The sequence below is a fragment of the Pseudomonas mercuritolerans genome (assembly GCF_025706525.1).
In the GTDB taxonomy this organism is placed as follows: Bacteria; Pseudomonadota; Gammaproteobacteria; order Pseudomonadales; family Pseudomonadaceae; genus Aquipseudomonas; species Aquipseudomonas mercuritolerans.
The window spans coordinates 41,602-57,010 of the sequence record NZ_JAMSHA010000005.1 but is presented as its reverse complement, the minus strand read 5'-3'; the positions used below and the strand labels follow the sequence as shown (position 1 = coordinate 57,010).

Sequence of the window (15,409 nt, the reverse complement as noted above, 5' to 3'; positions counted from 1 at the left end):
AAAAACCACTGATTGTCGCCGTTTGCACAAAGAAACTCGGCCTGAGCGCTCGAAACCGGTAACCTATGCAGCTGTTTTTTTGCATATCTTCGAGGTAGCACCCGTGTTTTCCCAATTCGCCCTGCACGAACGCCTGCTCAAAGCCGTGGCCGAGCTGAAATTTGTCGAGCCAACGCCAGTGCAAGCCGCGGCCATCCCGCTGGCGCTCCAGGGGCGTGATCTGCGGGTGACGGCGCAAACCGGTAGCGGCAAAACCGCCGCTTTCGTCCTGCCGATCCTCAATCGCCTGATCGGCCCGGCGAAGATCCGCGTCAGCATCAAGACGCTGATCCTGCTGCCGACCCGTGAACTGGCCCAGCAGACCTTGAAGGAAGTCGAACGCTTCTCGCAGTTCACTTTCATCAAGTCCGGCCTGATCACTGGCGGCGAAGACTTCAAAGTCCAGGCCGCCATGTTGCGCAAAGTGCCGGACATCCTCATCGGCACCCCGGGGCGGATGATCGAGCAACTCAATGCCGGCAACCTCGACCTGAAAGAAGTCGAAGTGCTGGTGCTCGACGAAGCCGACCGCATGCTCGACATGGGTTTCGCCGAAGACGTGCAGCGTCTGGTCGATGAGTGCCCGAACCGTCAGCAGACCATGCTGTTCTCCGCCACCACCGGCGGTTCCGGTTTGCGCGAAATGATCGCCAAGGTCCTGAACAACCCGGAGCACTTGCAACTCAACGCGGTCAGCCAGCTCAACTCGACGACTCGTCAGCAAATCATCACCGCCGACCACAATCAGCACAAAGAGCAGATTGTGAACTGGCTGCTGGCCAACGAGACCTACCAGAAGGCCATCGTCTTCACCAACACCCGCGCCATGGCCGACCGTATCTACGGCCGCCTCGTGGCTCAGGAATACAAAGCGTTCGTGCTGCACGGTGAGAAAGACCAGAAGGATCGCAAACTGGCGATCGATCGTCTGAAGCAGGGCGGTGTGAAAATCCTCGTCGCGACCGACGTTGCGGCACGTGGTCTGGATGTAGATGGTCTGGATCTGGTGATCAACTTCGATATGCCACGCAGCGGCGACGAATACGTACACCGCATCGGTCGTACCGGCCGCGCCGGCAACGACGGTCTGGCGATCTCGCTGATCTGCCACGGCGACTGGAACCTGATGTCGAGCATCGAGCGCTACCTGAAGCAGAGCTTCGAGCGCCGCACCATCAAGGAAGTCAAAGGCACCTACGGCGGACCGAAAAAGGTCAAGGCCTCGGGCAAAGCCGTCGGCGTGAAAAAGAAAAAGACTGACGCCAAGGGCGACAAAAAGAAAACCGCCGCCAAGACGCCGACCAAGCGCAAGAGCGTGAACCGGCCGAAGCCGGATTCCCTTGTCAGCAGCGACGGCATGGCCCCGCTCAAGCGCCGCAAGCCAGCCGAGCCAGCGGCTGAATAACGCGTTCTAAACGCATAAAAAAACCGGACATTGTCCGGTTTTTTTTCGTCTCAATTGTCGGCTTTCTTCTCCGCCGACCCCAGTTCCTTCAAACGCTGATCGATCAGCTGGCACTTGTCCGGCAGATCCGCGCTGGCCGTGTCCAGATCCATTTTCTGCAACTCGGCGTTGATCTCCTTGGCCTTTTCCGGATTCTGCTCGGTGAGCCTGGAGACTTCCTTGGCCAGTTGTTCGCGTTTGATCGTCGCCTCTTCCGGCGTGCAGGCCCAGACGGGCAGGGCGCAGGCAAGGGTGGCGGCGAGGGACAGCTTGATCAGGGTTTTCATGGGCAGGCCTCAGTTCCGGTTAAGGCGGGTTAACCGGTTGAGGGCTGAAGCCTGGTAAAAGTTCAGAAACTGTGGGGCCAGGATTGTCCTCAATCGGCGTGACAGCAACCCGACTTCGGCGCACCGTCATACCGATCATGATGCCGCCCCCATTCCATGATCTCGTCTTCATTCCTGCCCTTGGGCGTCAGATCAAGGTAGTGGTAAGCACCAACCAGCATGTCCAGGCCGCGCGCGTATGTGGAATAGGTGTGGAAAATCTCGCCTTCGTCATTGCGATAAAACACGCTCAGCCCCGGCATTTCTTCCTCGGCGCTGTCGGTTTTTTCGTAATTGTAGGTAGCCTTTCCCGCCGCGACATCCTCAGCCCGGGCGCAGACGCCGAAGTCGTAATTGAAATCGCAACCTTCTGACGAGACCCAGTCGAATTTCCAGCCCATGCGTTGTTTGAACGTCTGAAACTCGCGCAACGGCGCGTGGGAAACGGCGACGACCGCAACATCGTGATGGGCCAGGTGCTGGTTGGCGCCGTCGATGTGATCGCTGAGGAACGAGCAGCCCCGGCAGCCTTCCTCCCAGCCTTTGGCAAACATGAAATGGTAGATGATCAACTGGCTGTTGTTGCAAAACAGGTCGTTGAGCTTGAGCTCGCCGTTCGGCCCTTGAAAGTGATAGTCCTTGTCGACTTTTACCCACGGCAGGGCGCGGCGCTCGGAGCTGAGGCGATCGCGTTCCCGGGTGAAGGCTTTTTCGTGGGCCAGATGCTGCTGGCGGGCGGCGAGCCATTCTTCGCGTGATACCACCGGATGGTTTGCAACGTTCATGACGATGTCTCCTGCGGGTTGAACCGGCTGTTTCAGCCTAGTCGTTCAACGTGCGAGGTAATCGACAGCCGTCGGTCGGTCGGGGCCGGAAATACTGCTGAACGGCTGCGCAGCGCTTCGGTCACAACCTTGAACGCGGCACAAAATCACCCGCACCGGAGGTTGGATCAGGATGACGACTTATAACTGGGATTTGATTGAACGTTTGCTGCATGAAGTGCAGAACAGCGCAGGCCATAGCTTCGCTCCCCGCGCTTATGCCGAAGACCATGCGGCCGAGAAAGCGAGCGCCGGCGAGCCGATCGACAATCTCGATCACTTGAAAACCCTGGCCTGTGATTATGAAAAGCTTTTGCTGGAGCGCGGATTCATCGAGCCACGGCCGGATCATGAAGGCAGCACCGGCAATAATTTCATCCTGACGCCACGGGGTTCGAGCCTGTTGAGCCTGATCGACAGCAGCATCCCCGGCAATGACCATCCGCGTCAGGTGCTGGATGAGCAGGAGGATGCGCTGGATGAAGTGACGTTTGATGAGGTCGCCTCAAAGGCTCAAATCGCCTGAGCCAGCGAAATCCGCCCTGTGGGAGCGAGCCTGCTCGCGAATACGGTCTGTCGGTGACATTGAACTGTCTGATACACCGCTTTCGCGAGCAGGCTCGCTCCCACAATGGGCCATCGGTTTATTCAAGGTTTCTGCGCGGCCTTCAGGCACTTGAGGTCATTGAAGTCCTTGCGCACGGCCTCGATTTTCTTCAACAACCGCTGACGCTGTTGCGGTGTGCTCTCGGCCATCAAGTCGACAAACAGCGAGCGGGCCTGGGCTTCGGTGTTGGCGTAGGCCTTGCGGTAATTCGCTGTCCACAACCGCTCGCGATTGACCAGAAGTGTCTCGATGCGTTGTGGGAATTCCGCGCTTTTGCGTTGCGCAACCGCGGCGCTGAACTGTTGCTGCCAATGCGCACGGTTGGCGATCCATTGGGTGTTCTGGTCGCCCAAGGCGTTGGTCCAGGCCACGACGCGTTGTTTCTGCGTGTCACTGAGCGGGCCTAGCCAATCGTTCAGGCGTTTTTCCATGCGCTCACCGCGTTCCTTGATTTGCTGGGCCAGCGGCGGTTTCACGTATTCCTGCTGACGTTTGCGCAAATCCTTGGCAAACGCGTCGTTCATTTCCGCGACCTGCTTATCGTCCAGGCCTTGCAACAGTTCGATGGCCGAAGGGGTGATTTCCCGGGCGGTTTCGGCGATGGCCTGTTTGGCTTCGGCGGTGCGTTCCTGCAGGGCGGCGTCCGTGACCTGATTGCTTTCGACCATGGCCTGTAAACGGTCCAGCCAATCAAGGTAGCCCGGCAATTGTGTGGTGCAGTGCCAGCTCAAGTGTTCCTTGAGCCGGTCGTTGAACCAGTCTTTCTGCTCCCCATTCATGTCCACGTAGTCGCTCAGCGACCACGGGATGATCACGTCGAGGTTGCGGTAGGCCAAGCCCACGCGGCTGCAAGCGCCGAGGGCGAGGGTGAAGATCAGCAGGGCGGCAATCTGTTTGAACCAGCGAGACATGGGCAAATCCTTGCGAGAGCCTGGCGTCGGAAATCTGATTCTTATGTGATGCAGGATGCGCGCGGCAGTTCAGCCGATCAATAGAACGTGCGTACGGCCTTGAGGGTGACGAGGCCGTCGCACTCGCTGTTGTGGCCGGAATAGGCCGAGCAATCGTTGCCGCTGAGGCTGGAATTGCTGTAGATCAGATCGAGATCGACACCCATGAACGGCCGCGACAGTTTCACCGACCAATCGGTGAAACTGCTGACATAACCACCGTCGACCGCCACCGGCGTGTTCAGTTGGTGAGTGGTGTACTTCATGCTCACGCCAATGCCGAACGGTTGATTGCCAGTGAGGTCGGCAAACAAGGTGTTGTTCTGTTTATCCGGGTCGTTGCTCAGGGCAATGCCGAAGCGACTGCCGAGCAGGGTCAGGCCACCAAACAGCTCCTGGCTGTCGAGGGTGTCCACGCGGGGATAGCTGTAATGGATCATCCCGACTTCGTAGCCGAGCACCTGATCGAACGGCTGCTTGAAGCCGACGTAGGAATCGATCTCGAGGTTCTTGCCCGGTGTGATGCCCATGCTCGGCGCGTACTGGCCGAAATACACGCCGCTGTCGTGGCTCAGGTCGAGGCCGCCATGGAATGAACCGACCGCCGCCGGTTTGACCAGACCCTGGGCCATGCTGCGGCTAGGCGTGGTGCCAAGCTTGAGATCGAAGTCACCCAGTTCACCCTGAAAAACCTGCGCGTGCGCGGTCGCGCCTGACAGCAGGCTGACAAACAATAAACAGGGAAATGGGCGCATGCGTCACTCCATGAACCGCGAGCGCAGGGCGAGGGCCTGCTGAAACGCTTGATCTAGACGCGTGCAAGGATACCGGCGAATACCCGGCATTGATGGCCGTTCGTCGATTTTCAGGAATTTTTGTTTAAAGCGAAGGGGTGTGGCGCGGTGCCAGTCCAGGCGCTTCGAAGCTCAAAGCGCCTCTGGACGGGGTGAAACCGGTATTACTTCTTGCCCAGGCTGATCTGCTTGGACGGGCCGAATGTCTGGCCACTGACGCCTTTGGCAATTTGCTGGATCTCGCCGCCGGACTTGAGGAATGCTGCGATCTGATCGTTGATCGATTCGCTGGTTTCAACGGCTGGAGCTGGCTTTGCTTTGCTGGTGGATGCTTTTACACGCATGGCGGCCATTAACCTTTAGAAAAGTAACTCGGCCAGGCATCGTACAGGAATAACTTGACAATAGCTTGGTAAATATCCCCCGGATTAACCAACCGTAACGCTGCATTATTGCCGGCCCGCCACTTGTATTCAGCAGCTAACCTGCTGTTTTAAATGAGAACATTTAATTGAAATGAGGCCAATCAGCGCAGCTGTGAAGCGTCGGGCCGGACTGACGAGCGGCACCCCGCAGGGCAGTGATCAAGCAAAATCAACAGGTTGACGCAGATTTTCCGCAGCGAGGATCTGTCGCCCGACGTTGGCGGCAAAAACGGGTAGAATGCCGCCCACGTATTGAGGGTTTCGGAAATGGCTTTAGTCGGGCGTTACAACAGTTTGCAAGTGGTTAAACACACTAACTTCGGTTTATATCTGGACGGCGGTGCCGACGGCGAAATTCTTTTGCCCAACCGTTATATCCCTAAAGATATTCCCAGCGAAGATGAAGACTGGCTCAACGTATTCATCTATCTGGACAGCGAAGATAAACTTCTCGCCACCACGGAAAAACCGAAAGTTCAGGTCGGCGAATTTGCCAGCCTGAAAGTGGTTGAAGTCAACAGCATCGGCGTGTTCCTCGATTGGGGCCTGCCGAAAGATCTGTTGCTGCCGTACTCGGAAGAAAAGCGCCAGATGACCGCTGGCGAGTACTGCGTAGTGCACGTCTACCTCGACAAACACACGCGCCGCATCACCGCCACCGCGCGCCTCGATCGTTACCTGGACAAGACCCCGGCTACTTACAGCCCGGGCCAGGAAGTTGATCTGCTGGTGGCTGAAGCCACCGACATGGGCTTCAAGGCGATCATCAACAACAAGCACTGGGGCCTGATCCACAAGAACGAGATCTTCAAGTTCATGCGTTCGGGCATGCGCGAGAAAGGCTTCATCAAGGAAGTGCGCGCCGACGGCAAGATCAGCCTGAGCCTGCAACCGGTTGGTCAGGAAGCGGCGAGCAGTCTGAGTTCGAAGATCCTCGGCAAGTTGCGCGAAAACGACGGCACCCTGGCGGTCAGTGACAAGAGTGATCCGGCACTGATCAGCAGCCTGTTCGGCGTCAGCAAGGGCAACTTCAAGAAAGCCATCGGTTCGCTGTACAAGGAAGGCAAGATCGTCATTCACGCCGATCGCATTGAACTAACCTGACTCCCCGCAGGCCCATGGTAGGAGCTGCCGAAGGCTGCGATCTGTTGATCTTGATCTTGAAAAAACAGATCAAAAGATCGCAGCCTCCGGCAGCTCTTACATTAGAAGGAAGGGCAAATGAAAAAGGCGCTGATCGCTTACGTCGCTACGTTGCTGACGTTTCTGCTGCTCGATGGCATCTGGCTCGGGCTGCTGATGGCGCCGACCTATCGCGAACTGCTCGGTTCGCTGATGCTGGATAAACCGCTGCTGTTGCCCGCAGCGGTTTTTTATTGCCTGTACGTTATTGGCTGCGTGGTGTTTGTCGTGTTGCCGGCGCTGAGCTGGCAGAGGGCGGCGAAGCTGGGCGCGCTGTTGGGGCTGGTGGCGTACGGCACTTATGACCTGACCAATTGGGCGACCTTGCGCGACTGGTCGGTGCAGGTGAGTTTGATGGATTGGGCGTGGGGGACAGTGGCGACGGCGGTTGCCTGCACGGTGGGTTATTTAATGGCGAAGCGATTCACGTGAGCTGATTCGGCAGTTGTGTTGGCAATGCTGGCCTCTTCGCGAGCAGGCTCGCTCCCACGTATTCACCGAACCCTCTGTGGGAGCGAGCCTGCTCGCGAATGACGGCGCAGCCGTCAACCATTCAGCGCTGACGCCACTGACCAACTTAATGTCTTTTCCAGACGGCTTTTTCCGCGCGACTGATTGATAATCCCCGACACTGTTTTCTGACCATTGGATGGCCTGCCATGTTGTGTGTGTTCGAGGTGTTGCGGTGAGTGCCGAGCGGCGCAATGCCGACGGTTTTGCCCTGCAAGTGATGATCGGCCTGTGCCTGATCTGGGGTGTGCAGCAAGTTCTGATCAAGTGGGCGGCAACGGACATCGCGCCGGTGATGCAAGCGGCGGGGCGCTCGGGGATTTCTGCGTTGCTGGTCGGTTTGCTGATCTGCTGGAAGGGCGGTTGGGATCAGGTCGGCAGCACCTGGCGCGGCGGTTTGCTGGCCGGTGCACTGTTTGGTCTGGAATTCCTGTTCATCGCCGAAGGTCTGCAACTGACCACCGCCGCGCATATGTCGGTGTTCTTGTATACCGCGCCGATCTTCACCGCACTCGGCGTGCATTTCCTGCTCGCCAGCGAGCGTTTGCGCCCGTTGCAATGGCTGGGGATTCTGCTGGCGTTCATCGGCATCGCGATTGCCTTCGCCGGCGGTGTGTCGTGGGACAACCTCGACCGCCGCATGCTGCTGGGCGATGCCCTCGGCGTATTGGCCGGCGCCTGTTGGGGCGCGACCACCGTGGTGGTGCGGGCCTCGCGACTGTCGGAAGCGCCGGTGACATTGACCCTGTTTTATCAGCTGATGGTCGGTTTCATCGGTCTGCTGTTGATCGCGTTGTTCAGCGGCCAGATCACCCACGTCAGCCTGACTACCGTGGCGGTGGCCAGTGTGCTGTTCCAGGGCCTGGTGGTGTCGTTCTTCAGCTACCTGGTGTGGTTCTGGCTGCTGCGCCGTTATCTGGCGGCCAACCTTGCGGTCTTCTCGTTCATGACGCCGTTGTTCGGCGTGACCTTCGGCGTGCTGCTGCTCGGCGAACAGTTGAGCCTGAACTTCGTCATTGGCGCCGTACTGGTGCTGCTCGGCATCACTTTCGTCAGCGCCGAACAGTGGCTGCGTCGCCGTTTGCGCAAGGCGCTGGGCCAGTAGCCTTGGCCTGCATCGCCAGCGCGCCGGCTAGTAACAGGCCGGCGCCGGCGATCAGCAGCGCTGGCTGCAAACCGCCGCTGAAATGGCTGCTCAGCGCCGCCAGCAGCGGGCCGCTCAGCTGGCCGACAGCGAAGCACGCCGTGAGCATCCCGGCGTTGCGCTGAGTGGCGTGGGGCGCCAGCTCTCGCGAACGCTGCATGACCAGTTGCATGCAGGCCAGAAACGGCGTGCCGCAGAGGATCACCCCCAGCGCCAGACCGAGGCCGCTGCCCAGCAGACAGGCGAACACACCGGCCGCTTGCAGCCACAACGTCGCCATCAGCCAGTGCCGCGTGGTCTCGGGATCATGTCGGCGCAGACTCACCAACCACACCCCGATTGCCGCGCCGAGGCCAAAGCACGGCCAGAACAGATCCGCCTGCCACTGGCCGTGAAACTGCGCGTTGGCCATCTGCGACAGGAACGTTGCCGGAATGATGTAGCCGATGCCGTACAGCGCATATACCAGCGCCAGCTGGGCAATGCCGCGATTCGCTGGGTTCACATGGGTTATTGCTGGCCTCGCTACCACCGTGGGCTGCGGCAACAACCGCCAGACGCCGAGCATCATCAGCAACGCGGCGGCCGCGTAAATCAGCCACAGGGTTGCCGATGTCTGCTGCAAGCGATGTGAGACCAGCGCCAGCAACCCTGTGAGAAAAATCCCCAGACCCGGTCCGGCAAAGACCAGGGCACCCCAGCGCGGGCGACCTGCTGCCGCCGCCAGCGGCTGACTAAGCGAAGTAATCATCACCAGCACCCAGGCACTCGCCACGCCGGTACCAAAGCGCAACAGCAAGTGCGACCAGAAACCGTTGGCCCAGAACGACGCCAGGGTCAGCAGCACGCACAGCCATAGCCCGCCATGCAGGCGATGCTGCACCTGCTGCGGCCGCTGGGCGAACATCGCATCCACGGCACCGAGCAGATAGCCGAAGTAGTTGGCGGCTGCAATCAGACCGGCGGCGGTGAGGTCGATCTGCCCTTCGCTGAGCAGGTGCGGCATCTGAGGTGTCAGGGCGAAACGGCCAATGCCCATGGCCATCATCAGGGCAACGAAACAGGCGGATAAACGTATCAGTGGCGACATGGTCGGGCTTCCTTCAAAGCAGCAATGACCGTCAGGCTAGGATCGATTGACTTTCTTTAAAATTGAATAATAGTGAGTAACTTGTTCTGTTCAGGAGAAGGTAGTGGAATTCAGCCAGCTGCGGATATTTCAGGCGGTCGCCGAGGAAGGCTCGATCACCCGCGCCGCCGAGCGCCTGCATCGCGTGCCATCAAATCTGTCGACGCGGCTGAAACAGCTTGAGGAGCAACTGGGCGTTGAGCTGTTCGTCCGCGAACGGCAGCGCTTGCAGTTGTCGCCGGCGGGCAAGGTCCTGCTCGACTACACCGGCAAACTGTTTGCCCTGCGCGATCAGGCCAGTGCCGCGGTGATGGGCGGGCAACCGGCCGGAGATTTCGTCCTCGGCACTATGTACAGCACGGCGGCGATCCATCTGCCGGCGCTGCTGGCGCGTTATCACAAGCAATACCCGATGGTGAATTTGCAGGTGCAATCGGCGCCGACCGGCGAACTGCTCGAAGGGTTGCTCACCGGCCGCCTCGACGCGGCGTTGGTCGACGGACCGCTGGAGTTGGCCGGGCTCGATGGCGTGCCGCTGTGCGAAGAACGCCTGGTGCTGATCACCGAAATCGACCATCCACCGGTGCACAGCGCGCGGGATGTCGAGGGGCGCTCGGTATTCACCTTCCGTCAGGGCTGTTCCTATCGCATGCGTCTGGAAGCGTGGTTCTCTCACTACCACGCGGCGATGGGCCGGCCGATGGAGATCGAGTCGTATCAGGGCATGCTCGCCTGTGTGATTGCCGGCAGTGGTGTGGCGTTGATGGCCGAGTCGATGCTGGCCAGCCTGCCGGGTCGTGAAAGCGTCGCCGTGCATCCGTTGGCCGAGCCGTTCGCGGGTGCGACAACATGGCTCATGTGGCGCAAGGGCATGGCCGGGGCCAACCTGAATGCCTGGATCGACGTGCAGCAAGCGGTCTATCCCGTGGCTTTGCATGAAGTGCGTGAAACAGCGTGAACCAATCGCAACAGATTCTGTTCAATTCAGTAACAGATCATTGCGGATTTGACCGAGCATTGCGTAGGACTTCGGACTATTATCAGTGCGAAGCGGCCTCAGAATTCCGGCCGCTCAGCACCACCCTGAAGGGGGCATGACGATGAAAGAGAAAATCCAGAACTGGCTGCACGATTTGGGAGTTGCCCTCGGTTTGATCGAACCGCCTCTGCAACCGGTACCGATTCGCACGGACGACGAACAGCGCCGACGCCAGCCACGTCGCCGTTAATACCTGCGATCAGAGATTTCAAGATCGCAGCCGTCGGCAGTTTCTACAAAGTGTAGGAGCTGCCGAAGGCTGCGATCTTTTGCTTTTCGCCAAGCGAAAAAAACGGGTGTGGCCACCGACGCCACACCCGCTGAAGAAAACGTCAAGTCGTTACAGCCGATTCACACCGCCGTTGCCACGGTTGCCGGGCGCGGCGAGAACAGGCTGACCAGTACAAAGCTCACCAGACTGACACCCAGGCTGTAATAGATCGGCGAGTTCGCGTCCATGCCGTCCTTGACCATGAACACCAGCGCCGTGATAAAGCCCAGCGTCATCGCGCTGATCGCCCCGGCGGTAGTCGCACGCTTCCAGAAAATCGCGCCCATCAGCGGAATCAGCATGCCGCCGACCAAGAGGTTGTAAGCCAGGGTCAGCGCGCTGATCACGTCATTGACGACCAGAGCAATACCCAGCACCGCGATCCCCGTCAGCAGGGTAAACAGGCGGCTGACCGCGACGTTGGACTGTTTGCCGCCGCGCAGTTTCGGCAGCAGGTCTTCGGTCAGTGTGGTGGACGCGGCGAGCAGGCCGGCGCTGGCGGTGGACATCATTGCCGCCAGTGCGGCAGCGATCACCAGGCCACGGATGCCGTCAGGCAGCGAGACTTTGACGATGGCGGCAAAGGCGTTGTTGACGTTGTCCAGATCCGGAATCAGCACATGCGCAGCCATGCCGATCAAGGCGCAGACCAGGCCGTAAATGATGCAGTAGATCCCCGCTGAAGTGCCGGCGTACTTGGCGACTTTTTCGCTTTTGGCGGTGAACACCCGCTGCCAGATGTCCTGGCCGATCAGGATGCCGAAGAAGTAGATCATGAAGTAGGTGATGATCGTGTCCCAGCCGATGCTGGTGAAGTTGAAGCTGGCCGCCGGCAGTTGCGCGACCAGTTGATCCCAGCCGCCTACGCGGTACAGGCAGATCGGCAACAACACGAACATCAGGCCCACTGTCTGAATGCCGAACTGGACGATGTCCGTCAGGGTCAGCGACCACATGCCGCCGATGGTTGAGTAAATCACCACGATACCGCCGCCGAGCAGTACGGAAATCCAGAAGGGCAGACCGAACAACACTTGCAGCACGGTGCCGATCGCCAGGATCGAGGTCACGCCGATCATCAGCGCGTAAGCGAGCATGATCGTCGCACTGGCGGTGCGCGCCATCGGGTTGTAGCGCTTCTCCAGGACCTGGGTGACGGTGAATACCTTGAGTTTCAGCAAGGGCTTGGCGAGGAACAGGTTCAGCGCGACGATGCCGCAGCCCAATGCCGCGCACAGCCAGAAACCGGAAATGCCATGCACATAGCCCAGACGCACAGTGCCGACGGTGGACGCACCACCGAGGACGGTTGCTGCCATGGTGCCCATGTACAGCGACGGCCCCAGATTACGCCCGGCAACCAGATAGTCTTCGTGGGTCTTGGCCTTGCGCATGCCGTAGTAGCCGAGAATCAGCATCGCAGCGGCATAAATGAGTACGACGAATAAATCCAAAGCCATGATGGCGTGTCTCCGATTGTCTTTTTTATGGTCAAGCAAATGGGGTCTGCAAGGCTTCCTGTGGGAGCGAGCCTGCTCGCGAAGGCGGTCTGTCAGTCACATCAACGTTGGATGTGCTGAAGTCTTCGCGAGCAGGCTCGCTCCCACAGGGTTTTGCGTTTATTCAGGCGGCCTGACGTAGTTCGGGTTTTATGGCGGCTTCGCTGCGCACATCCGTTGGCCCAAACACTTCCCTAGGTTCGGGGAACAGGCGCAGCAGCGTCAGATACACCACCGACGCCAGGCCCAATGTCACCGGCAAGCTGATGTCGATGCCACCGGCCAGTTCGCCCAGCGGGCCGACGAACTGCCCCGGCAGGTTGACGAAGCACAGGCCGACCAGCGCACTCGGAATCCATGCACCGAGACCGCGCCAGTTCCAGCCGTGGTTGAACCAGTAGCGTCCGCCCTGTTCGCCGCGGGTGAACACTTGCAGGTCATCCGGGCAGTAGAAGCCGCGCCGTACTAGCAGGCCGATGATCATGATCACCATCCACGGGGTGGTGCAGGTGATGATCAGCACGGCGAAGGTCGACACGCTCTGCACCAGGTTCGCCGCAAAACGGCCGATGAAGATGAAGGCGATCGACAGCACGCCGATCAGCAGGGTCGCCTTGACTCGGGAGAGCACGCGCGGAAACACGCTGGACATGTCCAGCCCGGTGCCATACAGCGACGTGGTGCCGGTGGACATGCCGCCGATTACCGCAATCAGGCACACCGGCAGGAAGAACCAGCTCGGCGACACGGCCAGCAAGCCGCCGACATAGTTGTTTGCGGCGATGTAGTCCGGTGCCTTGATCGCGACGATGGTCGCGGTGGCGAGGCCGAACAGGAACGGGATCAACGTTGCCAGTTGCGCGGCGATCACCGCCAGCATGATCCGGCCCTTTGGCGTCTCACGCGGGATGTAGCGCGACCAGTCGCCCAGGAACGCACCGAAGGAAATCGGGTTGCTCATCGCCACCAGCGCTGCGCCGATGAATGCCGCCCAGAACCCGGCCTGACCCAGCGCCACGCTGCCGGCGTACTGGCTGTCAAATGCAGGGGCGAAGGCGAAGATACCGAGCAGGAACAACAGGCTCGCGGCCCACACGGCGATGCGGTTGACCCACAGCATGATGCGGAAACCGTAGATGCACACGGTCAGCACCAGCAGCGCGAACAGACCGTAGGCCAGGCCCAGGGTCAGGTCGGTTTCCGGCAGATCAACGAGGCGTTTGGCACCGCCGACCAGCGCATCACCCGAGCTCCACACTGACAGCGAGAAAAACGCGATCGCCGTCAGCAACGACAGGAATGACCCGACAATCCGCCCGTGCACGCCGAAGTGCGCACCGGAAGACACGGCGTTGTTGGTGCCGTTGAGCGGGCCGAACAGGCCCATCGGTGCGAGGATCAGCGCACCGACCACCACACCCAGCACAATCGCCCAGACACCGGCCTGAAACGACAGGCCGAACAGCACCGGGAAACTGCCGAGCACAGCGGTGGCAAACGTATTGGCGCCGCCGAAGATCAAGCGAAACAAGTCGCTGGGTCGGGCGTCGCGCTCATGATCCGGGATCTGTTCGACCCCGTTTGTTTCGATGCTGCTAAGGCTTTTTTCGTTGTTGTTGTTATTCATGATCTGCTCCGATCATCAGGCGCGCTCATCGTGCGTGAGCGTCACCATTGGCTAAGGGGGTGGCAGCCCTTCCGGCATTGCGGACAAATGTTCGTGACAGGCCAGCCATAGGCCTTGTTGTTCTAGGCTCGACGTTTGTCTTCTGAAAACAATCGTCTCGCGCTCCTGGCTGAAGTGTTGCTCCCCTTGCATGCGCAGCTCGGTGGCCACGTCATGGATGAAAACCGCCACGTCACCCTGCAGGCTGACAAAGGCGTTGCTCGAGGTGCACGACAGCACCTCGAAACCCTCCTCGGCGCGCCAGCGGTCCCACAACGCCTGATAGGCATCGCGCGACAGCAACGGCTGGTCGAGGGTGTAGAAAACGAAGCTGGCATCGGTGCTGAATGCGCCGAAGTAAGCTTCGCGATCGTTACGCGCAAACGCGGCGACCAACTCGGCGGCCGCGTGCAAAACCTGATCACGTGCGTGCATGACCCGACCCTCAGCGATGAACCACGCCAGGCAGTACGCAGAGCATTTCGTACAGCAGGTTGGCGGCCAGCAGCGAGGTGTTGCCGGTGGTGTCGTAAGCGGGCGAGACTTCTACCAGATCGCAACCGATCAGGTCGAGGCCCTGACAGCCACGGACGATTTCGATCGCCTGAATGGTGGTCAGGCCGCCTATTTCCGGGGTGCCGGTGCCGGGCGCCCAGGCCGGGTCGATGCCGTCGATGTCGAAACTCAGATACACCGGACCGCCACCGACCTTCTCGCGCACTTCCGCCATCAACGGCGCCAGCGACTTGTGCCAGCACTCTTCGGCTTGAACGACGCGGAAGCCCTGATCGCGGCTCCAGTTGAAGTCGTCGGCGGTGTAACCCTGGGCACGCAAACCGATCTGCACCACGCGGTCGCAATCGAGCAGACCTTCTTCGACGGCACGGCGGAACGTGGTGCCGTGGGCGATCTTCTCGCCGAACATGTGATCGTTGACGTCAGCGTGGGCATCGATGTGCACCAGGCCAACCTTGCCGTGCTTTTTATGGATTGCGCGCAGGATCGGCAGGGTGATGGTGTGGTCGCCGCCCAGGGTCATCGGGATGACGTTGTGCTCGAGGATGTTGTCGTAGGCTTCTTCGATGATGCGCACGGCGTCGAGCAGGTTGAAGGTGTTGATCGCCACGTCACCGATGTCGGCGACCGACAGCGAGTCGAACGGCGCGGCGCCGGTGGCCATGTTGTACGGGCGGATCATCACCGATTCGGTGCGGATATCGCGCGGCCCGAAGCGGGTGCCGGGGCGCAGCGAAGTGCCGATGTCCAGCGGCACGCCCACGAAGGCAGCGTCGAGGCCGGCAGCGGTCGGTACATGGGGAAGTCGGAGCATGGTGGCGATGCCGCCGAAGCGCGGCATTTCATTGCCGCCCAGTGGTTGGTGAAGAATCTTGTCCACGGGTAGGGCCTCATCGTCTTTGTTTTATTTATCCCGGCGCGCCGTGGAGCACAGGTTCGGACGCCGCTGTTGGGCCGATCATGCGAAATGTAGTGACGGGGAAGAATCGCTACGGGCAAAAACTTAGTTCAGATTTTTCTAAACTAATGCCAGACTTCCACACC

Annotated in this window: 17 protein-coding genes; 7 read left to right on the top strand and 10 right to left on the bottom strand. The window is 59.8% G+C overall.

The annotated features are described in order from the left end of the window. Positions 1 to 103 precede the first annotated feature (103 nt). A complete protein-coding gene (locus ND528_RS15065; protein ID WP_024012040.1) occupies positions 104 to 1,444 on the top strand; it encodes a DEAD/DEAH box helicase in 1,341 nt (446 codons plus the stop codon). Between the two features lie 50 nt (positions 1,445 to 1,494). On the opposite strand, the gene ND528_RS15060 is transcribed toward ND528_RS15065, so the two are convergent. Further along, the gene (locus ND528_RS15060) at positions 1,495 to 1,770 is read right to left on the bottom strand and encodes a hypothetical protein (protein ID WP_056783644.1); all 276 of its coding nucleotides are present in this window, start codon (positions 1,768 to 1,770) and stop codon (positions 1,495 to 1,497) included. An 89-nt stretch (positions 1,771 to 1,859) separates the two neighbouring features. Beyond that, on the bottom strand, positions 1,860 to 2,594 hold the full coding sequence (locus ND528_RS15055) for a DUF899 domain-containing protein (RefSeq protein ID WP_263470623.1): 735 nt from the start codon (positions 2,592 to 2,594) through the stop codon (positions 1,860 to 1,862). A 172-nt stretch (positions 2,595 to 2,766) separates the two neighbouring features. On the opposite strand from ND528_RS15055, the gene ND528_RS15050 reads away from it, so the two are divergent. After that, positions 2,767 to 3,159, top strand: coding sequence for a hypothetical protein (locus ND528_RS15050; RefSeq protein WP_056783658.1), 393 nt, complete (start codon positions 2,767 to 2,769; stop codon positions 3,157 to 3,159). A 122-nt stretch (positions 3,160 to 3,281) separates the two neighbouring features. Here the strand turns inward: ND528_RS15050 and ND528_RS15045 are convergent, their stop codons facing one another. From ND528_RS15045 to ND528_RS15035, 3 genes are all read right to left on the bottom strand, one after another. Then, positions 3,282 to 4,151, bottom strand: a complete 870-nt coding sequence (locus ND528_RS15045) for a DUF6279 family lipoprotein (protein ID WP_263470622.1) — start codon at positions 4,149 to 4,151, stop codon at positions 3,282 to 3,284. Between the two features lie 77 nt (positions 4,152 to 4,228). After that, positions 4,229 to 4,945 carry a TorF family putative porin gene (locus ND528_RS15040; protein ID WP_263470621.1) on the bottom strand — a complete coding sequence of 239 codons (717 nt, stop codon included), beginning with the start codon at positions 4,943 to 4,945 and terminating at the stop codon, positions 4,229 to 4,231. Between the two features lie 203 nt (positions 4,946 to 5,148). Then, positions 5,149 to 5,337 (bottom strand): hypothetical protein, encoded by a 189-nt coding sequence (locus ND528_RS15035; protein WP_016985943.1) that lies wholly within the window; start codon positions 5,335 to 5,337, stop codon positions 5,149 to 5,151. A gap of 339 nt (positions 5,338 to 5,676) precedes the next feature. On the opposite strand from ND528_RS15035, the gene ND528_RS15030 reads away from it, so the two are divergent. The 3 genes from ND528_RS15030 to ND528_RS15020 all read left to right on the top strand — a co-directional run bounded on the left by ND528_RS15030 (position 5,677) and on the right by ND528_RS15020 (position 8,206). Further along, a complete protein-coding gene (locus tag ND528_RS15030) occupies positions 5,677 to 6,513 on the top strand; it encodes a CvfB family protein (RefSeq protein WP_016771157.1) in 837 nt (278 codons plus the stop codon). 117 nt (positions 6,514 to 6,630) lie between these two features. After that, entirely contained in the window at positions 6,631 to 7,023 is a 393-nt protein-coding gene (locus ND528_RS15025; RefSeq protein WP_263470620.1) for a DUF2177 family protein, read from the top strand. Positions 7,024 to 7,276: 253 nt separating this feature from the next. Further along, complete coding sequence (locus ND528_RS15020; protein ID WP_130912059.1) at positions 7,277 to 8,206, top strand: DMT family transporter; 930 nt, start codon at positions 7,277 to 7,279, stop codon at positions 8,204 to 8,206. On the opposite strand, the gene ND528_RS15015 is transcribed toward ND528_RS15020, so the two are convergent. Then, a complete protein-coding gene (locus ND528_RS15015; RefSeq protein ID WP_263470619.1) occupies positions 8,154 to 9,335 on the bottom strand; it encodes an MFS transporter in 1,182 nt (393 codons plus the stop codon). The genes ND528_RS15020 and ND528_RS15015 overlap by 53 nt on opposite strands. Positions 9,336 to 9,438: 103 nt before the next feature. Here ND528_RS15015 and ptrR point away from each other — a divergent pair, with 103 nt between their 5' ends. Together ptrR and ND528_RS15005 are read left to right on the top strand one after the other, a co-directional pair. Then, positions 9,439 to 10,332, top strand: coding sequence for a putrescine utilization regulator PtrR (gene ptrR / locus ND528_RS15010; protein WP_076566500.1), 894 nt, complete (start codon positions 9,439 to 9,441; stop codon positions 10,330 to 10,332). 142 nt (positions 10,333 to 10,474) lie between these two features. After that, complete coding sequence (locus ND528_RS15005) at positions 10,475 to 10,603, top strand: PA1414 family protein (protein ID WP_003184145.1); 129 nt, start codon at positions 10,475 to 10,477, stop codon at positions 10,601 to 10,603. A gap of 161 nt (positions 10,604 to 10,764) precedes the next feature. Here the strand turns inward: ND528_RS15005 and ND528_RS15000 are convergent, their stop codons facing one another. From ND528_RS15000 to speB, 4 genes are all read right to left on the bottom strand, one after another. Further along, positions 10,765 to 12,144 carry a sodium:solute symporter gene (locus ND528_RS15000; RefSeq protein ID WP_217864041.1) on the bottom strand — a complete coding sequence of 460 codons (1,380 nt, stop codon included), beginning with the start codon at positions 12,142 to 12,144 and terminating at the stop codon, positions 10,765 to 10,767. A gap of 163 nt (positions 12,145 to 12,307) precedes the next feature. Next, positions 12,308 to 13,810: a purine-cytosine permease family protein gene (locus ND528_RS14995; protein ID WP_076566505.1), complete on the bottom strand. Its 1,503-nt coding sequence runs from the start codon at positions 13,808 to 13,810 to the stop codon at positions 12,308 to 12,310. A 51-nt stretch (positions 13,811 to 13,861) separates the two neighbouring features. Next, positions 13,862 to 14,284, bottom strand: coding sequence for a YybH family protein (locus ND528_RS14990; RefSeq protein WP_130912062.1), 423 nt, complete (start codon positions 14,282 to 14,284; stop codon positions 13,862 to 13,864). A gap of 10 nt (positions 14,285 to 14,294) precedes the next feature. Continuing rightward, complete coding sequence (gene speB / locus ND528_RS14985; protein ID WP_003222717.1) at positions 14,295 to 15,245, bottom strand: agmatinase; 951 nt, start codon at positions 15,243 to 15,245, stop codon at positions 14,295 to 14,297. Between the last annotated feature and the right edge of the window lie 164 nt (positions 15,246 to 15,409).